A 19,888-nucleotide genomic window follows, 5' to 3' on the forward strand; every position below is an offset into this window, starting at 1 on the left:
CGTCCTCCCGAATTTCAGGGTTCTCCTCGGACAGGCGGCCGATCAGGACGCCCAGCACGATCTCCAATGCCGACATTTTCGCGTGCAGGCGGGTGAAGTCGTCCACAAGTTCGGGATCGTTCGCGTTCATGTGTCGCTCCGCTGCGCAGGTGAGGCTATCGACGGCCAACGCGCGCCCTTTCCCTAAGTCGCAAGCCCGAGCGACCTGTGGGTCCAGAAACGCTCGCCGCTTTTCGCCACCGGATGCGCTAGCGACGTTCGTGCGGTGCAGTTGCATAGGTTAGAGATCGCCAACGCACCGGAGCGTACGTTCGAACAGTCGACTTCGGTCGGCCTCCACGCCTGCTTATCCTTCTTGGTCGATTGCTGGGCGGGCGTGGATGCCCTTCTCGGTTATGGCGCTACCGCTGCCCGAACCCTGCTCGCCGGGCGAGGTCATTGGCCAGATCCACCCGCCGCCTGGATCGGGCGAAGGCTTCATCCGCGTCCCGCAACAGCAGGTCGGATCGCATAAGGTCGTGCCGGGCGAGACGGATCTGCGCGACCGCGAGAAGGGAGAGGATCAGGCGCATAGCGTGCCCTCCTCGGCCATCTCACAGTAGCGCACAACGGTGCCGATGCGGTGCGCGTTCGCCCCCTCAATGACGGCGTGTCTAACCATGGCAACGGTCAGAACCGGATCACCCTTGCAAGCGACAGCGAAGACCGCCTGCATCAGTTTCTCAGCCTCGTGCGCACGAGCCTGTGCCTTCTCGGCCTCCCCTCGGATCATGGCGATAGATCGAAGCAGGCGGGCCACATCAGTTGCTTGTTGAGCAGCGATCCGTGTCGCCTTGGACGTCTTGCCGACGCGGCGACCATCCTCAGTCGCAAGCCTGAGGCGGACGTGCGGCTTCACAGCCATGACGAGCCCTCCTGCCAGTTGCATCCGATTGCACTGAGAACGAGTGCGGCGCGGGTCGACGGTAGCGCGGCCGGGGCGCTCTCGAACCGATCTTGCCGAGGGTTCAACGTGCGGTTGTCCTGAACCCATTCGCGACGGAACTTCATAATCGCGAGCGAATTCGAGTGGCTCTTGCTGGGCGCCAAGGCGCACCGCTCAATTAGAGCGTCGCCGTACTCAACGGCCAGCCAGTCAGTATAGCGATCCAACAAGCTGAGGTTGCAAGCCTCGGCGACAGCAATCGGCGAACCGATGAGCGTCACACCGCCCCCGATGAGGGGAAGCGAGACAAGGCCGCGCAGAAAGCCACGGCGCTGCATAGGGGCTACCATATCCCCCTCCCTTTCCAGTCGCAGCCCACGGCGCTAAGCACGAGCGCCGCGCGGGTCGAAGGCTGCCGGTGAGGGTCGCGCCAATGGCCCGGACCGTCAAAATGGAAGTACCCCGCCCCCGTGTTGGCCGGTGTGAAGCGCTCCCAGGTGGGATCGCCGGGGCACTGCTCCTCGCAGAGTATCCGCCGCTCCATAAACAGCCACTCGTTGTAGGCCATCAGCAAGCCGTTTGTGATGGGTTGCGCAACGGCAGACGGGGCGCCGATCAGGGTGATGCCCCCGCCGATGAGCGGGAGCGTAGTGAGGCCACGTAGAAAGCCTCGACGGGATGCAGGGTCGCTCATGCGTCCCTCCCGAAGCTACCAGCATGGAATGCGCCCCTGCCCATGAAGACCGGCTGCGCTGCGTGCTCATCGTCGAACTGCGCGTCATGCGGCTCGTCCTGCACGTCGCCGCCGTGCTCGTTCTCGTCTTCAAGTTCGTCATCGAACTCAAAGTCAGTGTCGCCCGCCAGCGCGTCCAACAACGCAATGTCCGCCTCGATCCTGTCGGCGATGGCACGGCGCAACTCGCGGATGCGCTGGCGGTCGGGATCGGCGGCTTGCATGGCCGCGAGCGCGATGGTGACGGGGCCTCGCTGTGCGAAAGGCAAGCGCGGGCGTTCACCGCCGCGAATGGGCGGTGTAGGGTGGTGGATAGCCATGATCGAGTTGTCCCTTGAGTCGTGGTCAGGGCAGAGGTGGAAGTTACAGCTTCCCCTCAGCCCGCTTTTCTGATACCCAGGAAATTATGTGGATGTCAATTCCTGATACCCAGAAAAAGCGCGGGCGCCCGGCGACCGGGGTTACGCCGCATCAGGGTATCCGGATGCCGCCAGACCTTGTTGCAGCAGTTGATAATTGGCGCAAAGAGCGACCTGACGCGCCAATATCTCGGGCAGAAGCTATCCGACAGATCCTAAGCTCTCATCTTAAAGAAAATGGCTATTTGTAATGAGAGGTTTTAGCTCGATAGCTCTATGCATGGCAGCAACTGCTATGCTTGGAGTTGCGCAAGCGGCGCCAAATGGCGCCAAACCCCCAAAAATCGATAGTCCACTATCTGTAGATCACGGAAAATGCATCGAGAGCAGCGATGGCACCACCGCCGATATGCTTAGTTGCGACGAAAAAGAGAACGTCAAGCAGGACAGGCGCCTTAATGAGAATTATAAGAAATTAATGTCGAAGTCTAATGATGATCAGAGAAATACTGTGAAAGATGCACAAAGGAAGTGGATTGAGTATCGGTCCTCTACCTGCTCCTTGTTTAGCATAGTTAATAGCGGTTCTATTGCGCGAATAATAGACTCTCAATGTTTTGTTAACGAAACTGCAAAAAGGGCGGATCTTTTGAAAGAGCTTTCGGACCTGCAGGATTAATCGTCGTCATATCACTCTAATTTTTGCCTACGTAAGGTCTCAAAATATTATTAAAGCAATGCTGAGCTCTGAACTTAGAAGAGATATCGATGGTGGGGCTTGGTTTAATACTGGCATTTAGCTTGCATTCCGCCTTCAGTGGCGGTCTTTACTCGCAGGCACGTGAAGCGCCACCTGAGCAAAACATGGAGCGCTGCAAGACGGCGAGCGAAGCCAGCGACCGCGTCGCTGCATGTACGACAGTTATTAATAACACCCGAGACAAGTCGCTTGTCGGTCGTGCCTACAATCGACGGGGCCACACCTACGTCGAGTTAAAAAACTACTTTGCAGCAGCACGCGATTTCGCCGAGGTTGCGCGCCTCAACCCAACCGTCGGCGGATATCAAGATAATCGAGCAAATGCGCTGAGGTTGGCTGGTCGCTATGATGAAGCCCTCGAAGCGGCTAGTACGGCGATCCGCCTTGCACCGGGCTATGCCTTCGTAGTTCGAGGACGGGCCCTTATCTACGAGGAGATGGGTCGGCTAGATCAGGCCCTTGCGGACATTGATCGCGGCATCACTATCGACCCACGAGATGCGGGATTGCGGGTTGATCGTGGTCGCATCGACGCAAAGCTGGTCCGCGACGAGGACGCCATTCGAGATCTCACCATTGCAATTGAAATGGACTCGTCCCGGACTGACGCACTTCGAGAGCGTGGCCTTGCATACATCAGGGCGGGTCGCACCGAAGCTGCTATGGCCGATCTCAAGGCTTTCGTGGCGAGTCACCCGGAGGACACACAGATCCCCCCGGTCATTGCGGTTCAGGCGCAGGCAGCGATGAACGGTGGTCGTTCCCCCCTAATCATCAATCCCGGCGGGATCCGCAGCTTACCTTGAAACCGCCGGCGTCATCTTCACCGAAGAGAACGGCGAGGGACCGGGGGTGAGGTTGAGAAAATCCTGATCCTGCAGGATGATACTGCCGAGCGAGCACTTGAAGACGAAGGGCTATCTGAAGTGAGGCGGTTTTGGTGCTTCGGTGTAGCGTCGGCGGCCGCTCTCATACCGCTGCTGGCTAGTGCTCAGACAGCCGACGAAATGCTGATGAAGTCAGCTCGGTCCGTTGCCCGCATCATGCTTATCGAGCCGATTTGTGGGTCATTCTACCTTCTGGATCGCAAGCGATTACAGGAAGTGCAGGGCTGGCTAGTGCAGGATGGTATTGAGCGGTTCGGCACGGACACGCTGCGTCGTACAGTTAACCGCGTCAGGCCCGAGTTCATCAACGCGATCAAGCGCGAGGGCGCAGCTATATAGTGTCCGCCTCAGCGGGCTTTCTACCATCAACCTGGACAGCCTGAGTTCATTGGAAGCCCGTTGGAATGAAGCTGCGTCGAGCAAACTAGTCCGCCCTCACAGGCTGGGTAACAGGGCAGGGATGCGCGTGGTACCGAGAAGATTTGAAGGGGGCGAACTGACGTCCTCGGTCGGCGTTGCGCCACTGATGACGTGTGGCGTTCATGCTGGGAAATCGATGACATACACCCTTCAACGGCTCGCCCCAGGCAGCTTCGATCTCCTTCTCGACGGCAAGGTCGTCGGCAGCGTCGTCCGCGAAGTGTCCAAGGATGGCTACGAGGGCGACTGGGTTGTCGAGACGCTCACCGAAAGCCCGCCTTACCCAACTCCGTTCACGGCCGAGACGCATAAGTTCGGGACGCTGAAGGCTGCAGCGGATTGGCTTGAGGCGGACGTCCCTGATCTCTGATTTGAATTGCGTCCGGTGAGGTCGCGCTCGTTCAGCACCTCGCCGGGTTCGGCCCGCCAGCATCATATTGATTAAGGAGAACGGCGAGGGGATGGGCGTTAGATTGAGGAAGGTTGCATCCGAGGCGACTTGACATAACTCGCGTCCCGAGGTCCGGCAATTGTGCCATAAGTCGGTCGCGCACATGCATTGAGAGAAGCGCTGATGTTAATGCGGCCGACAGTTTTTGTAATTGGAGCAGGTGCAAGCTACGAGGCTGGATTTCCAGTTGGCTACACACTCGCCAAAAATATTTCGGAATTATTTAATAGCAACTTAATTACCAATCAACCTGGATTGATGGCCGTCGAAGAAATTTCTCAAACTATACACGCTTACGCCATACAGGAACGTATTCGAAAGGGCGTCATCCAAACCAACGCAGTAAATACTGATGACTTTCGCCTTTACCGTGAGGCTGCACGTATTCTCAAAGTTGGAATACATCTCTCAAACTCTATTGATGATTTTTTGCATTTGCATTCAGACAATTCAGAGTTGCAAGCTTTGGGCAAGTTATCAATTGCCTATGCGATCCAAAACGCGGAAAAACGCTCTTATTTAAGAACTGATTTCGGAGGAAGATGGTTACCAGACAACTTTTTGCAAATGGCTTCCACGTTCTACACCAAAATGTTTAAACTAATTACCCGCGGAGTTCTCAAAAGACAAATATCCGATATCTTCCGCAACTGTACGATCATATCTTTCAACTACGATAGAAGTTTGGAGTTCTTTTTCCTTCACGCTCTTATGGCATTGTACAATATAAATGAAAATGAAGCTTCTGAAATCATGAAGACTTTGGCCATTTTTCATCCATATGGAACAGTGGGTAAATTGCCTTTTATGGCGAACAACGGTGAGACGGCGTCATATTATGGCAACATCTTAATGGGCGATCCCCTCATACAGGTCTCTAAAGATATTGCTACTTATACTGAAAAAATTCGCGACGTTGAGACCGTTGAGCGGTTGAGATCTGCAGTTTCTCGTTGCGAGAGGCTTATGTTCTTAGGATTTGGATTTCATGAGCAAAACTTAAGCTTATTAAAGCCGGCCACTATGGCGACGGAGAGAGAGATTTATGCGACGGCCTATGGTATTCCCAGCACAAATCTGCCTACAATTCGAGATTTATTGAGTAAATTTTTGCCACAAAACGCAAGTTGGCCCGAAAACCGGAAAGGCATAAACTTGAGTAATGAACACACCTGTGCCGATATCTTCGAAGCATTTTATTTTCCTTTGGGAAGGAGTTAATTGATTAGCAGTCCGGATAGAACTCCGCACAAAATACATCCCATTGCTATACTACCCCATGCGAATTCAAGCGCTAAAATTATCATATCGTCAGCTCGTTCCATTGTAGCGTGGTTGTCTGCGATCATGTCGGCATACCATGATGCTTGCTCAGCTAAAGAGCGTTCTAATATTTTCCCTAATTCGACATCTTCGACCCAGCTAGCTGGTGTATTTCCAGCTAAGTACCAATCAGCTGGCTTTGCAGCTGAAATTGCGAGTCCCATCGAAACTAAGAAACCGGCCGTGACAAGCCCACAAATCGCCGCCAGCGGCGGGTTTGGTGTTGCTCCGACGAGCAGCGTGGCTGTCGCTCCACCCAGGACGACAGTGGCGGCCGCGAGTACGCTTGTTAGTGTTAACGCGCGCTGATTTGATGCTAAGCCAGACGTCAGCTGACCGCTGAGGAATGACTCAGCATTGCGGATAATTTCCTTCAAGGTATCTATCTTCGCTTCGGCTAGCCGATCTGCAAGAGGTGTGGTGTTGCAATCCATTGAAGCTCACCCCGCAAAACCGCCCTCGAGCAAAAAAAGCGGTCATACCGTGACCGGTGGCATGGCTAAAGATGGAGCATCTAAGCCTCGCCCGCCAAAGCCGCCGGCAAAACCAAATGGTAGCAGTAAAAAGAAATAACTTAAATGTGCTAAGTGACAAGTTCGTAATTGTTTTGACATTAGTACTTGACAAAATCATGAACGGTGCCCCGTATGATAAGTTCATGAGGTCGTCGCCTCCGGCACTACAGGCGTAGCCCCGGCCCGAAGCTTAGATGTTCGTCGTCTCCATCTGCCGGCTCTTGGAGACCGTCACGTCCTTGAACAGATCGTCCATGGATGAACGCGGCTTCGTACCAGCCGGGAAACCATGAAGGGTGATGTCCAGTGAGCCCTTTGCCGGGCCCCGTGCGACGGGCGCTTGGTCGCCGTAGAGCCGCCGCATCATCGCATCGCCCATTCGTGCACCGCCAGGACCACCACGCCCAACAACCTGTCCAGACACACGCGGATCGTCAGCCATTGATTGCGGCTTCAAGGCTCGCGGGGCACCGTTCGGGAAGTTTCCATTTTCATCAGCGGGGGCGCTGGGTGTACGAAGCGAGACGTTTCCCGCGCCTTCAGCATTCTGTTGAGGAGCAGTAGGCACATAGCCTGAGTCGCCCCACCGTGGGTCCGACTCGCGCCGACCGTGGAAGCCTTGCCACGTCGGGAATGGGCTGTAGTTCGGGTTCCGGCGTGTCTGTTTCGCGATAAACTCGGCTACCCACCGAGCTTGGGCGGCAATCGTGCGATGGTCTCGAACGTCTAGTCCCGTCTCACGCTCAAACTGCTGCCCTAGGCCTCGCAGTCGGTTGAGCTGGAAGGGCCCCCATGAGCTTTCTGGGCGCCCTGGCGTGCCGGGATTATGGTCGTAGGCGGCGGCCGGGTTGTTGCGGTTTTGGCGGTGCCCCGACTCGCCCGCACGGATACCGTGCATTACACGGGGATCAATGCCGGCTCGACGAGCCTCGCGATCAATCAATGCGGTAAGGTTCCCCGCATCGCTGCTAGCAGGCGCGGGCCCGGTCGGCACAGGCGCCTCCGACGTGCCGCCCCCACGACTGCCGCCGCTGCGACTGCCGCCCGAACCGCCGCCTAGACTGCCACCGTACCCGCCGCCAAGCGTCGGAAGAGGCCCCCCAAAACCGCCGAGCGCAGGGCCACCCGTTGCCCCGCCGCCAAAGCCCCCGCTGCCATACGAGGCGTTGTAGATCTTGGCGCCACCACCACCTAGCGGGCCGCCGCTGTAACTCATCGGGATCGCGGAGACGCCGCTAGGTCCAGCAGGGTCTTTAGACCGGCGGATCGCGTCAGTCAGACGGGCGATCTCCTTCTCAAGCGACTTCAGTTGCTCGGCGTTCTTGACTGGATCGGCCGATAGGTCGTTGCGCTGCTTGGTAGCTGAGGCGAGCCGCCCAGCGAGGTCGGCGTCCATCGCCTCAGCGTTGCCCCGGATGCCGTTGCGGTCGCCACTCTCGACGATGGTGTTGAGGCCTTTCAGCAGTGGCCCGAGCGTATTGAGCTTCAGGCGCTCTGCCGCGTTGCCCATGCGGCTCATATTCTTTTCAAACTCGGCCGCCGCCTTTTCGGTATCCTTCGTCAGATCACCCTGTGCCGCGATGATCTCCGTCAGAACCTTGCGATACTTGTCCTTCAATTCCGCTGCGATAGCGCCGAACTGGTCGGAGCCGAGAAGCATCTCCGCGACCTTGCGACGAACGACAGGATTTTGGATTTGTCCAATGCCTTCAATGGCCGACTCTAGCGCCTTTGACATGTTCGGCGAAGCAATCATCTTCTCAAGCATGTCGCCGAGGTTCATCGCCTGCAACTCTGAGTAAACCTCGCCGTATCGGTGCCTGAGCTTATACATCTCATCGCCGAACCGCTTCACCCCGCCTTGCATAGTGTCGGCCGAAACGCCGAACCGCTCTCCCATAGTTCCGAAAGCCCGCAGCTCGTTGACCGCGAGACCCGTCTCCTTAGACAAAATCGACAGTTGCTGCGTGCCGCTAGAGAAGCTGCGCAGCGCTGTAGCGATACCGCCGAGGCCGAGGCCAGCGCCTAAGCCGACGACACCAAGGGATTGCAACGGCGAAATCATACCCTGCAAGGCCGAGGTCGCTTTGCCGAGGGTGCCGTGGAAGCCCTCGAAATCCTTCGCCAAGTCCTTGCCGGTTTGGGTGCCGGTCGAAGCGGTGCGGCGCAGGGCGGTGTTGAGCTTGTCGAGCGGACCCGTGAATTGGTCCTGGACTTCTGCGACGAGGCGCAGGCGTTCGTCAGCCATCGGTGGTCACCTTCTGCCACTGCTTGCCGTTCCAGCGCAGGCGGATGCCGAACAGGGTTCGGATCTCACCGACACGCAGCGGGTCGTTCGGGATGGATGGGGAGGTCGGCTGATCGGTCATGCCGATGCCTTGGGCGGCGCCAACCAGTAGTCAGTCGCCGTGAACCACGTATCGAGCGCATCGAGGTCGAGCAGAACACCGGCAACCTCTGCGAGGGACTTCCAGTCCGCCTCCGCGAAGTCGAGACCCATGCTGGCCAACGTGCCGTGGCTCTGGGCTACAGCGGTATCGCCGTGCTGAACGAGGAACCGGGTAGCGATTTCATCGGCCTCAACTGCAACAGCCAAATCCAGCCCGTAGGCAACCTCCAGAGGTGCCCCGAACTCCACAGCCATGCGGGCAGCATAGGGGCCGATTGCGCGGATGACCTCGGCGAGGCCGGTACGCGCTAGCGACAACGGATTAGGAGACGGATCCAAATACGGCTGAGTTGGCTTCCGTGCAGCCTGAGCACTTGGCCCCTTCGCTTTGCCGCCGCGATAGGTTTGCGCCCGGCTGCCGAGAAGTTGCTCCGACGCTTCGACGTTCACCAGCCCGTCGACCGTCAGGACCAGACTACCTTTCGTTTCCCAACGTCCCACGGTCGAACGGTTGACGCCATGGCGACGGGCAAAAGCAGCTCTGGTCTCAATCGTTGCCATGTTGCGTGTTGCCTGTTGCGTCAGGTGTTGCGCGTTGCGAGGTTTTGGGCGGTTGCGCCTAGACAGAAGCTTCGCTCAGGCGGACCCGAGGCACCGGTCACCCTCCCCAAGGACCCTGGAACTCGCACCTGCTGCCCATTCCGCTCTGCACGGGGGCGGGACATGATCTTTCCTCTGATCCTTCCGCGTGCCGTGCTAGTGTAGGCCTCAGCCCCGCACGTATTGCCGAGCTGATGGAGGAGGACTCCATGCGGCTCACCATGGGTCATCTGGGCGATTGGATCGTTGATCCCCGCGAACTGGCTGAACGGCTCGGCGTCAGCGACACTTACCTGAAGCGATCCGAACGACGGGGCCTTGTAGACTCGCGCATCAAAGCCGGTGAGGGCGAGGCTGAAGGCCTGACGCGGGTGACGGTACGTCTTCACGACAAAGGCTGGCGTGGCCTGTTCGACTGCCGTGGTCTCCTCATTAGCGAGGAGCGATGGTGAGTTCGGTGCGTACAGAGACACGGTAAGCCTTACCTCACCCCTGCCGCTTGCCACGTCAGCCAGCGGGCTTCAGCCTCCTCGGCGGTCTCGTGCAGGGTGCGGGGATCGATCTCTTTTAAGACGGTCGCGCCGATGCCGTGAGCATCGCCAGGATCGGCGGGCACGAAAGGCGTCAGGAGCACCGTCGCCTCGGCGGGCTGTTCGGTGGTCTGATCCGTCTTGGTTTTCGGCATGTCTGTCTCGCGCATCGGTGGGCTTGGTCAGCCGATGTCCGGCGTCATGACGATGGAGGCTGTGTCCTGAAGGGCGCGGGCGTATAGCTTCTCGCCGCTGGTCTGAGCGCCCCAACCGATGCCCGGCACACTCAAAGACCCGAAGACGTGACCTCGCGCTTCGGTCGCGGCGGGCTGTGCTGCGGCCGACTGCAATAGGATCGCGCCCGATGTGACCTGTACCGTCGTTGCGACGGCGCTGATCTGCTGCCAGTCGGTCGTCAGGTTCACAAAGGTCGTCGCCATCTGTCGCCTCTCAGGTGCCAGGGCGGGACCGCAGCGAGGTCGTCCCTCAGCCGCGATCCCGGATGGTCCGTCGCTTGGTCGACGGGGTTTGCAGTCGTGCCGGCCTTGGCATTCCCCCCAATGGCCAAAAGGGAACAGGTCGGCTTGTCGCTGTTGGGCTGACCGCTTCGCCCTCAATGGCGCGGGCCGGAGGCCAATCTGATTGGCGCCCGCGCATCTCTGAATAGGGTCAGCCCACCCGCTTCCACCGCGTGCCGTCCATCGCAGGGCGCGTGTCGCCGATGGCGTAGGACGTGCCGGGGCGTCCGACGTGACGGACTTCCTCAGAACTGAGCACGCGAGTCCGAATGGCATTCGGGATCGCCGCCCGTGCCTTCGTCTCAGACTGCTCGGTGCGGCAACGCTCGCCCCATTCCCGGATGCGCTCGTCCTGCGTCTTGGGCCGGTCGCCGGTAGGCTCAGGCTTGCCGAGCGCACGACGAGCCATCGCGGCGCCAGCGTCCATTTCGTTGCGGTTGAACAGGGTCATCGTGCTTCTCCGTTGATGTACTCGCGGACGCCCCAGATCGGCGCCGCATCGCGACCGAGGCCTGGCAGGTAGGCGCGGGTGCTGAGCGGACGATGCGGTTCGGCGGGGCGCCCAGGGCGGTATTGGGTCATCGGATGCTTGCGGTACCTCCGCTTGCCGTTCTCGTCCGTGCCATCGTAGATCTCTTGGACCGTCTCTTCGTGGCTGGCGGCGATCCCAGCCAGCCCATTGAAGGGCTCGCCGGGTGGAACCAGCTCGGCATTCTCGGGCAAATTCCGGTTCGCCTCGGCGATAAGCTGTTCACGTTCACGAATTTGACCGAGAAGACCCGAGAGCTTCCGAGCCGCGACCAAGTAATCGTCGCAGAGTTTGGCGTTCTCGGCGCTAGCCTTCATCGCCTGCTTACGAAGAGCATTGCGACGGGCCTGCTCAGCCTTGTGCTCGGCCTGGGCCTTGGCTTCGGCAATCAGCGCAGCGGCGTGCTGGGCCTCGGCCTGATCCTGCCGAACCTTGGTCAGAGCGATGCGGTGATCAAGGGAAACGACTTCGTCGGCAGACCCGTTCAGCAAGAGGTCGGGGCGGCTGGCCTCTAAAGCCTCGCGTTCGGCCTGAGCCGCATCGCGGTCAGCGAGGATCTGAGCAGAGGTTCGCGGCGCCAGAGAAGCCGGCTGCACCAAATCGGGTCTGCTGCGCCCGATGCTGACGAACGGCGCAACATCGCCGTCGAGTCGGTTGTGGCGAATGTTGACGGTGGGAAGTGCGCTCATGCCGATCCCCCTCACGCTGCCGGACGGAGGGCGGCCGAAGGGCCAGCCGGCGCGGGACCATCATCCGGGGTGAAGCGAACACCGTGGCGGGCAAGCTGCGCGCGAACGCTCTGACGCACGAACTCGCTCGTGGTCTGTCCGCGTTGACGGGCAGTGAACTCAACGGCTCGGGCAAGATCGGACTCGACCTTCAGCCGCAGCAGGGCATTTCGTCGGAGTGGAGTAGTCATCGCTGTGGCTACCGCGTTGCGATTGCGTGGCCAATACGATGGTATGCGATAGTCAAAGATGCAACATCAACGTGTATATTGATTTTTTGTGCTTGTTTGCTTTCGCTGTTGCACCGTTATGCATTGATATGCATTGTTGTTATTTGTGATGCGCTGCGTGCGTTGTTCTGCCGCATGCCGCATGCACCTATCGGCAAGCGTCCCCGAAGCCTTCCACGCGCGTTACGCTGTCGATAGGGGTGCATCCGCTGCTACCCGATAAGGCAATCTGATGAACCCGGTGAGTTGGCTAATCGCTAAGATAATGGAGTTCGTATTTGGGCGAGGCCAGGACCGAACACGCCGCCGGGATGCTGGAAGAGATATGGATGAGGGGGCGCAGAACAGCTCGTCTAGCAGATTGCGAAACTTCGATGATGATTATAAAGCTGCTACTGTTATGCTTAAAAAAAGAATGGATGTGAGATTTCCCGATAATTATAGCGGAAGATCCAAATCCGAAACTGACAAAAGTTACCAGCATGGGGAGGACCGTGCATCTGCCATCGACACCATGTCGACTGCCATTGCTGAAGCGCTGAGGAGCGGTGCGACCGTCAAGCAGGCGGCCGAAGCGGGAGCCGCTAGCGTCGGGATATGAGGCCACGCTGGGTTTTGCTGGCAAGGACCTGCGGGCCGTAGGAGACAGGCTTCGTCGTGAACCTTCCTCCACCCGACCCGTTGGCGCCAACTGCAACGGAGACAAGCCATGACGAAGCTGTTCATCGCCAAGGTGCGCACAGAGGCCGGGCCGAAGCCGCTCGTCACAGTCAGGGCTGAAGCCGAAGGTGAGGCGCGTCTGTTCCTCACGGCCGAATACCCCGACGCACTTATTGAGGCTGTCGACGAACCGAGCGATTGGGCGAGCGATGCGGACACCGGGTCTAAGGCTGGTGATATCCGCGAGCACCCAGGCGTCGAGTGGCAAGCGCCGTCTAGTCAGGCGGGCTGAGCCCGTTGCCTTCATAGACCACGAGACTGTGCCCATTCTCGATCACGCTCAGCCTGCATCGCACGCTGTTGCGCCCGGTAGGCTTCTTCCTCAGCCAAGTGTTTTCTGAGTTTGCGATCAGCGGCGGCAGTTGCACGCTTTCGCCATGCCTCAGTCTCAGCCTTCTGGCGGCGCAGTTCCTCGACTGTGACGGGCTTCACCGGCTCGGCAGGCTGAGCCCAGGCATAGGTGCGGCGGGACCGAAAAGTTTTCTGACCAGCATGAGGCTGAGCCGGCCAGAGCTTTTCCTTCGCCTTGGCTAAGGTCATGCCGGCGGACGCCGAGATGCGTTCAGCCGCTGCGTAAGCCGCAGCACGTTCACCGGCTGTGGCGCCACGTTCAGCGAGAGCGAGGCACTTTCGAAAACGGTCCAGATCGCCGGGGCTCACCTCGATCCCTCCGACGCTCGATAGACGGCTGCAAAAAATGCGGATTTCAGGGGGCCCCGTGCGAATGTTGCGAAAACTGCGAAAGTTCGAGCCCCAAACCGCCCAAGTTTCGCAGAATTCGCAAGTTTCGCAGCGGGGGCAGTGATTTTCGAAATTTGCATCATGCCTAGACGCCTCCGCTGACCACGCGGACCAGCCGGGGCCGCTCGCTTATTTCCTCGACGAGGTTGTGCTCGATAAGGACGCGAACGGCGGCGTCGGCTTCCTTCTTTGTGCGAGTGGGTGCCGGACCCAGCCGCAACACATCGCTGAACTTCACGTCCATCTCATCCCGGCCGCTAAGCCAGTCGAGGAGAGCTTGCGCCCGGAGCAGCGCCGGGTCAGTGCGGCACGCCTGCTGCAGGCGTAGCGCCTCATCGGTGTACCAAGTGGTCAACCGCACCGCTGCCGTCATGATCTCAGGGGGGATGGCCGACGCACGCTCATCAGCGACGATGGTTAGCACCCCGGCGATGCGGGCGGCATGTTCGGCTGCCTTCGATGCAAAGTCGCGAATGGCACGGAGGTCGCCCTGCGAGCCGGATCGTTCCTCGATCCAGTTATAGAAGTCGCGCCACTGAGCTTTTGCCTCCTCGCTCATCGGCAGTTCGCGAGGCTGAAGGCCCTGCGTCCGGTCGACGACGGAAGGCCAGCCTTCCAGGAGGGCAAGCATGCGGGCGTGATATCGCCGGATCTGCTCAGCATCGGCCGCCGTGGCGACCCGAAACAGGCGGGTGCCGGCTATGCTGTCCGGTGCGGCCACAAGGATCCGGGATAACAGGCCCTGATCGCGCAGAACTGGGTCGGACATAAACGCAGCGGCGGCTTCAGGCTGTACCATCAGGTGCATGGCGAGGCGACGCCCTTTCAGGACGGACACACCGTCGAGGGCTCGGACGCGAGTGACAGGCTTGCCATCCCAGAGAACCGAAAAGCCAGCGGCTGTCCGGAGGCGGTTTTCCTGCGCCATGCCGTGTCCACCGGTAAACTGCCCTCCCTCGGCACTGAAGACGCCCTGTGCCGCTGGCATCGAGGGCCAACTCTTGATCAACCCCTCGAAGGTCGGCTCGGCTGAGGTCAGCACCGGCCGGATAGGCTGCAGGGGTTCTGGTCCGAGAGACAAGAGCGCAGCGCGCCGATCTTCGAACCCGAGCTTGCGGTCGCTCTCAACCTTCTTCCGCTCAGCAGCCCAGGCCGCGATGGTGACCGACCAATCCTGGTGGTCGCGGCTGTGCATCTCCTGAAGCTGATCTTCTCGGCGAGTCACCGGCCACAATGCCTCATTGTCGGTGGTGCTCTTCCTGTCGCCAGATGACGCGCTGCTCACGAGGTAAAGGCTAAGCGGGCGGCGCTGACCATAAGGCATACGGACATCGGCATGTGCCTGTGCTGCCAACGAGGCAGCGGCCAGCACCGACTGCGCCGCGATGGCAGGCGACGATTGCACCTTGCGTGCGATGGCGCAGGCTGCTTCGCCGAGGATAGGACCGAGAGCGTCGAGCGGGTATGGCGCGGCCGGTGGCAGCGGCGGGAAAAGCGGCAGGCGTTCGGGAGTCGCCGCCTGCCGTTTGAAACCTCCATCTTCATGCCGGTCGTGATCGTCGGCGTCGATCAGGGTGAGCCGATCAAGCTCGGTAGCGAAGTGCTGCGCTCTCATGGACGAGCCTCTATCTTCGCATGAGGACGAGATGCGGGGACCTGCTGCCGTTGACGTTCGCGCTCTGTCTGTTCGGTCAGGTCGCCGAGCAAATTGAGAGCGGCACTAAACTCGGCTGCCGCGCATCGCAGGCTGTATCGAAGGCCAGCATCGTCGCGCAGTTGCGCGTAGTCGCCGGCCATGTTGGCGCGCATGGCAACGGCCGCCATCAACTCCGCGATGGTGGCGCGGAGCTTATCGGGATCGCCATAAGCGAAGTGGTCGGAGTGGAAGGAGGGGGCGCTCATGCGCGACCTCCTTCAATAGCCTGCGAAAAAAGATCGTCGCCTCGGTCAAGGAAGCCCCGTTCGGCGGCGATAAGACACCGGTGGACGTAGGCTTCATCTTCCAGTCCGAACTTTGCGAACGTGTCGCCGACCATGTTCATTAGATCAAGGTAGGTGCTCAGGATCAGGCTATTGATCTGCCAATTTTCCCAGCCCTCTGAAGAGACCTTCAAATAGACGGTACCGGCAAGATGGGCGCCGATGGCCTCGAAGTACTCGGCGCCGATTATCAGCGTGGCTTCGCCGGGGCTGGCGGTACGGAGGCGGCGATCTGCCTCCGCAAAGATGGAGCGGATAGAGGTGGCTCTCATCGCTGCGCCCTCCATGAGTCGAGGACGGGATAAGCAAGCTCGGCCAGCATTGCCGCCGTCGCAGGCGGGAGCCCGAAGCGATGGCTTAGAATACGGGCTTGAAGAGGGGCGTGATCTGGCGCATATCTCTCAACGCTGACTTGCCGGAAAGCATTCGAGAGACCCGTGTCGCCCCGCGATGCGGGTTTTTTCATGACTCAAGCAGCCTCCTTCACCGCAAGGCGGGCATCGAATGTGTCGAGGGTTTCCTCGCTCCAAAGCCGCCGGCCATTCACGATCAGATCGGGCTTCGGGAAGTTGACCTTCCCTTCGTGGATCCAGCGCCAAAGGCCCATTTCGGATATCCCGCCATAGCGGCGGCGAACCTGGGGCGCGGTGCAGTAGAGCTTCTGTCGATTGCTCATCTTCACACCTCCAAACACGCGCGAACTCACCCGCGCAGGTGCACCCTGCACGTTTTGCCGACGGGAAACCCTCGTGATTAAATCGGGCTATGAATTTTGTTGTCGCAGAAGCGGTATAATCATGCTCTCAGCGAGATCACTTTCGCCCGCGGCTGCAGCAAATGTCCTAACTTTACCTGCTGCGTCGTCGATGGCAGCATCAGTCAGTACAACTGCGTAAGCTCCAGCCATCAAATGCATCCAAAGAGATGCTTTCGGCTCACCTTGAACACGCTTCCATTTTTGCCTAAGGCTGGCAGCTCGGCCAGATACCGAAGCCGGTACACCATGTCCTGGTGTGACTTTGTATGCCGTATGCACCCAAGTTTTCGACCTTCGCCCACGAGGCTTTTTCTCGGGTAAAACTTCATCTCCCGAAAACAAGACGACAGCTAAATCATATGCTACTCGCTCGCTTTCACCACGCCCCAAGATGAGTCCCTCAGCGAACGCAATGACTATGCGATCTGGATCAGTCAGAAAGTTTTTCTTCGGCCTGCATCGGGGTCTACCCGTCGGGGCGGTGACCATCTAAGCCTCAGCTTCCCGCAAAATGTGTTGGACGTGCGCAGCCCACGCCTCTAGCGCCGCACGCTTCTCAGCGAGGTACTGGTAGCGGTTGTAGACCGCAGCAACGCCGCTGATGGTCCCCGAACGATGGTTCAGTACCGCTTCAACAACATGCGGATCGGTGCCGAGCCGGGCCATTCCTGAGGCCGCTGTTCGTCGAAGGTCGTGGAAGGTCCAGGCCATAATTGCCTTGCCGTCGTTCAGGCTCGCGATCTCATCGTCGAGGCGCTTCTTGGCACGGGAGTAGCCACGGATAGGCCCCTCCCCTGTCGTTGTCAGGAAGTAGTCGCCTTTGATCTTAGGGAGGCCATGGAGGATTGCCTGCGCCGCATCGCTGAGCGAGACTATGTTCGCCAAGCCATTCTTGGATCGCGCACCCGGCAAGTGCCATTCTGCGCCCTGCCCTTGCAACTCGCTCCTCGCAATCCCTGCAACCTCGTCGCGGCGTTGAGCTGTGAGAATGAGAAGCTTTGCGAACGGGCCGAACGGCCACCCTACCCTCTCGGCGGCTGACCAAACCAACTGTAGTTCGGCATCACTCAGCACACGGTCGCGCGCCGTCTCTTGAGATGGTGCTTTCACCCCTGCACACGGCGAGGCCGTGATGATAGAGCGGTCGACGCACCAGTTGAAGAATTTGCGGACGGTCGCCAGCACCCTGTTCGCCATCACCGGCGATCCGCGATCCACGATCCCGTCGAGTAGATCCAACACGTCGCGTCGGGTGACCTCCGTCACTTTGCAGCGGCCCCAGATCGGCACCACGTCTTTGTGCAGGATTTGCGTGGCCGTGGCGGCGGTAGTCGGCTTGTTGTGCTTCCGAACGTGCCGGGTCAGGAAATCCTCCACGACACTCACGATGAGGTCGTGATCGGCTGGCCGGGCTCGAACGGTTCTTGCGGCCTCAATCTTCTCGGCGCCTGGATCTCTGCCGAGGGACAGGATCCTGACCGCATCACGAGCGCGGTCCCGAGCCTCCGGCAGATCAAGCGCCGGATATGGGCCCAGCATCATCTTCCGGGTGCGGCCGCCGAAGCGATACCGGACGCACCACGCCTTGCGGCCCGTGGGATGGATGATGAGGTACAGCGAGGGCATTCCCGCGTCGGGGATCTCGCGGCGGACCAACGGGTCCGGCTTCAGTTTGTCGACGGCTTGCACGGTCAGCACCTTTGCGGTCATCTGTCGTGAGCCTGGGTATCGCCTGGGTAACGGAAATGGGCTGTTCTGCCCTGTTACCCAACGATACTAACAATGGCTCACAGTGGTGCCAAGTGCCGGTGCGTGAGACGCTTTTCCTGCGCTCTGATTACCTGTTCTGTTAGGCTATGTTTGCCTATGTCAGATGTTTGGTAATGAAGAGGTCGACAGTTCAATCCTGTCTCGCAGCACCACTCAAAACAACGACTTAGCTAGCGGTTTGTGAAGTGCTCAGAGGTTCGTGCGAACCTCGATGCCCAATTGAACCTGGACCGCGGGTTCATGGCAGGTCGTGTGGCGCGACCGTCGCAGCATGAACGACCCCGCCAACGCCACCGAAGCCCTCATCGCATTTGGCCGACGTTCCCCGGCTTCGGGGCTGGAGGCTCGCAGATCCAGACGCGGGCGACGGCGCGGGTGGCGGTGCCACCGAGTTGCCGACGTGCGCTGACCGGCGATGTTGACTGTCCGGTCTGCATGCTTGAGTTTATGTTTACCATTTTTGCATAGACATTTTGGTAAGCTAGGCGCTTTCTTGAAATCTCTTTTGACCACAGTGCCTTCTATAAGAATAAATTTACGTTTTATTGATCTAAGCTACCACTTTATTTGGCCGTGGAATGCTTAAGCAATGCCCGCGATCGATCTTACCGGCTACCGCCTAACCTTCGACGACGAGTTCAACAGCCGCAGCATCTCGCAGACCGGGGCCGCCACGACCTGGGCCGACATCCGCCCGGAATGGCGCTACGACAAGAACTCCGACATCGGTTTCGGCCACTCCTCCTTCGTCGATCCGAGTTCCGGCTATGATCCGTTCCAGGTCGGCGGCGGCGCCTTGACGATCACGGCGGTGCCGGATCGGACGACGTCGGGCTATCCGGGCAGCTGGGAGTCCGGACTGATCACCACCAAGGCGAGCTTCGCGCAGACCTACGGCTACTACGAGATCCGCGCCGACTTCTCGGCGCAGGTAGGGGCCTGGGATGCCTTTTGGCTCTCGCCGGTCACCAAGATCCCGGACCCGTACAACGCCGGCAATTGGCAGGAGCTCGACGTGGTCGAGCATTACGGCAACTGGGATCGGGGCGTCTACAGCACCATCCACACCACGGATCCGCAGAACGGCGTGCCGTGGCAGCAGAACCGTCAGGTCTACAGCGAGCTGCCGACCCCGGCCGGCTACCACACCTACGGTATGAACTGGCAGAGCGACAAGATCAGCTTCTACGTCGACGGCAAGCTCGTCGGCTCCCAGCCGACGCCCTCGGACATGCATGGGCCGATGTACCTGATCGCGGATCTCGCGACCCAGGGGGCGGCCAACGCCACCAACAACGCCGACGTGGCGGGCGTGCCGATCTCTTCCTCGATCGACTATATCCGCGTCTATTCGAACGCCCCCGGGGCGGTCGCCGTCGCCCAGCAGGCGGTCTCCTCCCCCGACGGCCAGGATCCGGGCCTCTACGGCGCGACCGCTGCCGTGGCGCCGGCTGCCGTCTCCAGCGCCGCTGCAAGCAGCGGAACTGTCACAAGCGGCACAGATGGGGCGTCCGGCACGAACGCTCTGTTCGGCACAGTGACAACGGATGCCCACAGCGCCGGTGGGCAAATCTACGCGCTGTACGATGGCATCTTCGGCCGTGCGCCAGATACGCTCGGACTGGAGTACTATGCCGACCAGATCACGCACGGGACTGACCCAGCGTCTCTGGCCGCTAATTTCCTGGCGTCGCCTGAGGGTCAAGCCCGCTTCAATGCCGCCGATAACACGGCCTTCATTCAGCAACTCTACCAGAACACCCTGCACCGTGCCGCCGATGCGAGCGGTCTGCAATATTATGTCGACGAACTCGCCCACGGCGTGGCCCGTGTCGATGTCGCGCAAAGCTTTGTGTTCTCACCCGAGCATCTGGCCAACCTGCAGCCGACCCTCAACGCCGGCCTGTTCGTGCCCGACGCGCAGGCGGCTCAGGTTGCACGGGTGTACTACACCATGCTCGGCCGGGCGCCGGACGCAGGTGGTCTGGCGTACTACACGGACCAGCTCGACCACGGCGGAACA

General features: G+C 59.7%; 27 protein-coding genes. 8 read left to right on the top strand and 19 right to left on the bottom strand.

What is annotated here, in order from left to right:
• Positions 1-401: 401 nt before the first annotated feature.
• The 4 genes from MKK52_RS03935 to MKK52_RS03950 form a co-directional block, all read right to left on the bottom strand.
• Positions 402-572 carry a hypothetical protein gene (locus tag MKK52_RS03935; protein WP_243952445.1) on the bottom strand — a complete coding sequence of 57 codons (171 nt, stop codon included), beginning with the start codon at positions 570-572 and terminating at the stop codon, positions 402-404.
• Entirely contained in the window at positions 563-904 is a 342-nt protein-coding gene (locus MKK52_RS03940; protein WP_243952447.1) for a hypothetical protein, read from the bottom strand. Before MKK52_RS03940 ends, MKK52_RS03935 begins: the two co-directional genes overlap by 10 nt.
• Positions 895-1,263 carry a hypothetical protein gene (locus MKK52_RS03945; protein ID WP_243952448.1) on the bottom strand — a complete coding sequence of 123 codons (369 nt, stop codon included), beginning with the start codon at positions 1,261-1,263 and terminating at the stop codon, positions 895-897. The genes MKK52_RS03940 and MKK52_RS03945 overlap by 10 nt, the downstream gene beginning before the upstream one ends.
• Positions 1,264-1,615: 352 nt before the next feature.
• Complete coding sequence (locus MKK52_RS03950; RefSeq protein WP_243952450.1) at positions 1,616-1,978, bottom strand: hypothetical protein; 363 nt, start codon at positions 1,976-1,978, stop codon at positions 1,616-1,618.
• Between the two features lie 319 nt (positions 1,979-2,297).
• Between MKK52_RS03950 and MKK52_RS03955 the strand changes: the two genes are divergently transcribed.
• The 5 genes from MKK52_RS03955 (at position 2,298) to MKK52_RS03975 (ending at position 5,756) form a co-directional block, all read left to right on the top strand.
• Complete coding sequence (locus MKK52_RS03955; protein ID WP_243952451.1) at positions 2,298-2,696, top strand: lysozyme inhibitor LprI family protein; 399 nt, start codon at positions 2,298-2,300, stop codon at positions 2,694-2,696.
• Positions 2,697-2,785: 89 nt separating this feature from the next.
• Positions 2,786-3,583, top strand: coding sequence for a tetratricopeptide repeat protein (locus tag MKK52_RS03960; protein WP_243952453.1), 798 nt, complete (start codon positions 2,786-2,788; stop codon positions 3,581-3,583).
• Between the two features lie 201 nt (positions 3,584-3,784).
• Entirely contained in the window at positions 3,785-4,003 is a 219-nt protein-coding gene (locus tag MKK52_RS03965; protein ID WP_243952454.1) for a hypothetical protein, read from the top strand.
• Positions 4,004-4,220: 217 nt separating this feature from the next.
• Entirely contained in the window at positions 4,221-4,454 is a 234-nt protein-coding gene (locus tag MKK52_RS03970) for a hypothetical protein (protein WP_243952456.1), read from the top strand.
• Between the two features lie 204 nt (positions 4,455-4,658).
• Complete coding sequence (locus MKK52_RS03975; protein WP_243952457.1) at positions 4,659-5,756, top strand: hypothetical protein; 1,098 nt, start codon at positions 4,659-4,661, stop codon at positions 5,754-5,756.
• Here the strand turns inward: MKK52_RS03975 and MKK52_RS03980 are convergent.
• The 4 genes from MKK52_RS03980 to MKK52_RS03990 all read right to left on the bottom strand — a co-directional run bounded on the left by MKK52_RS03980 (position 5,753) and on the right by MKK52_RS03990 (position 9,323).
• Positions 5,753-6,292, bottom strand: coding sequence for a hypothetical protein (locus MKK52_RS03980; RefSeq protein WP_243952459.1), 540 nt, complete (start codon positions 6,290-6,292; stop codon positions 5,753-5,755). The genes MKK52_RS03975 and MKK52_RS03980 overlap by 4 nt on opposite strands.
• A 271-nt stretch (positions 6,293-6,563) precedes the next feature.
• Entirely contained in the window at positions 6,564-8,621 is a 2,058-nt protein-coding gene (locus MKK52_RS03985) for a hypothetical protein (protein WP_243952460.1), read from the bottom strand.
• Entirely contained in the window at positions 8,614-8,742 is a 129-nt protein-coding gene (locus tag MKK52_RS26860) for a hypothetical protein (RefSeq protein ID WP_279597631.1), read from the bottom strand. The genes MKK52_RS03985 and MKK52_RS26860 overlap by 8 nt, the downstream gene beginning before the upstream one ends.
• Entirely contained in the window at positions 8,739-9,323 is a 585-nt protein-coding gene (locus tag MKK52_RS03990) for a hypothetical protein (RefSeq protein ID WP_243952462.1), read from the bottom strand. Before MKK52_RS03990 ends, MKK52_RS26860 begins: the two co-directional genes overlap by 4 nt.
• 248 nt (positions 9,324-9,571) lie before the next feature.
• Between MKK52_RS03990 and MKK52_RS03995 the strand changes: the two genes are divergently transcribed.
• A complete protein-coding gene (locus tag MKK52_RS03995) occupies positions 9,572-9,814 on the top strand; it encodes a DUF6522 family protein (RefSeq protein ID WP_243952464.1) in 243 nt (80 codons plus the stop codon).
• Positions 9,815-9,843: 29 nt separating this feature from the next.
• Here the strand turns inward: MKK52_RS03995 and MKK52_RS04000 are convergent, their stop codons facing one another.
• From MKK52_RS04000 to MKK52_RS27210, 5 genes are all read right to left on the bottom strand, one after another.
• Complete coding sequence (locus MKK52_RS04000) at positions 9,844-10,047, bottom strand: hypothetical protein (protein ID WP_243952465.1); 204 nt, start codon at positions 10,045-10,047, stop codon at positions 9,844-9,846.
• A gap of 27 nt (positions 10,048-10,074) precedes the next feature.
• Positions 10,075-10,332 (bottom strand): hypothetical protein, encoded by a 258-nt coding sequence (locus MKK52_RS04005; RefSeq protein WP_243952466.1) that lies wholly within the window; start codon positions 10,330-10,332, stop codon positions 10,075-10,077.
• 229 nt (positions 10,333-10,561) lie between these two features.
• On the bottom strand, positions 10,562-10,861 hold the full coding sequence (locus tag MKK52_RS04010) for a hypothetical protein (protein ID WP_243952467.1): 300 nt from the start codon (positions 10,859-10,861) through the stop codon (positions 10,562-10,564).
• Complete coding sequence (locus tag MKK52_RS04015; protein WP_243952468.1) at positions 10,858-11,628, bottom strand: hypothetical protein; 771 nt, start codon at positions 11,626-11,628, stop codon at positions 10,858-10,860. Before MKK52_RS04015 ends, MKK52_RS04010 begins: the two co-directional genes overlap by 4 nt.
• Before the next feature lie 11 nt (positions 11,629-11,639).
• Positions 11,640-11,858 carry a ribbon-helix-helix protein, CopG family gene (locus tag MKK52_RS27210; RefSeq protein ID WP_409564616.1) on the bottom strand — a complete coding sequence of 73 codons (219 nt, stop codon included), beginning with the start codon at positions 11,856-11,858 and terminating at the stop codon, positions 11,640-11,642.
• A 748-nt stretch (positions 11,859-12,606) separates the two neighbouring features.
• Between MKK52_RS27210 and MKK52_RS04020 the strand changes: the two genes are divergently transcribed.
• Complete coding sequence (locus MKK52_RS04020; protein WP_243952469.1) at positions 12,607-12,849, top strand: hypothetical protein; 243 nt, start codon at positions 12,607-12,609, stop codon at positions 12,847-12,849.
• Between the two features lie 11 nt (positions 12,850-12,860).
• Here the strand turns inward: MKK52_RS04020 and MKK52_RS04025 are convergent, their stop codons facing one another.
• From MKK52_RS04025 to MKK52_RS04050, 6 genes are all read right to left on the bottom strand, one after another.
• A complete protein-coding gene (locus tag MKK52_RS04025; protein WP_243952470.1) occupies positions 12,861-13,277 on the bottom strand; it encodes a DUF2786 domain-containing protein in 417 nt (138 codons plus the stop codon).
• A gap of 166 nt (positions 13,278-13,443) precedes the next feature.
• Positions 13,444-14,973 (bottom strand): YfjI family protein, encoded by a 1,530-nt coding sequence (locus MKK52_RS04030; protein ID WP_243952471.1) that lies wholly within the window; start codon positions 14,971-14,973, stop codon positions 13,444-13,446.
• The gene (locus MKK52_RS04035) at positions 14,970-15,260 is read right to left on the bottom strand and encodes a hypothetical protein (RefSeq protein WP_243952472.1); all 291 of its coding nucleotides are present in this window, start codon (positions 15,258-15,260) and stop codon (positions 14,970-14,972) included. The genes MKK52_RS04030 and MKK52_RS04035 overlap by 4 nt, the downstream gene beginning before the upstream one ends.
• Positions 15,257-15,610, bottom strand: a complete 354-nt coding sequence (locus MKK52_RS04040; RefSeq protein WP_243952473.1) for a hypothetical protein — start codon at positions 15,608-15,610, stop codon at positions 15,257-15,259. Before MKK52_RS04040 ends, MKK52_RS04035 begins: the two co-directional genes overlap by 4 nt.
• Positions 15,611-15,807: 197 nt before the next feature.
• Positions 15,808-16,014: a helix-turn-helix transcriptional regulator gene (locus tag MKK52_RS04045; RefSeq protein ID WP_243952475.1), complete on the bottom strand. Its 207-nt coding sequence runs from the start codon at positions 16,012-16,014 to the stop codon at positions 15,808-15,810.
• Positions 16,015-16,584: 570 nt separating this feature from the next.
• On the bottom strand, positions 16,585-17,805 hold the full coding sequence (locus MKK52_RS04050) for a tyrosine-type recombinase/integrase (RefSeq protein WP_243952476.1): 1,221 nt from the start codon (positions 17,803-17,805) through the stop codon (positions 16,585-16,587).
• 649 nt (positions 17,806-18,454) lie between these two features.
• Here MKK52_RS04050 and MKK52_RS04055 point away from each other — a divergent pair.
• On the top strand, positions 18,455-19,888 hold a 1,434-nt coding region (locus MKK52_RS04055; protein ID WP_243952478.1), incomplete at its 3' end, for a DUF4214 domain-containing protein.

Source organism: Methylobacterium sp. J-067, from assembly GCF_022829465.1.
Classification (GTDB): domain Bacteria; phylum Pseudomonadota; class Alphaproteobacteria; order Rhizobiales; family Beijerinckiaceae; genus Methylobacterium; species Methylobacterium litchii.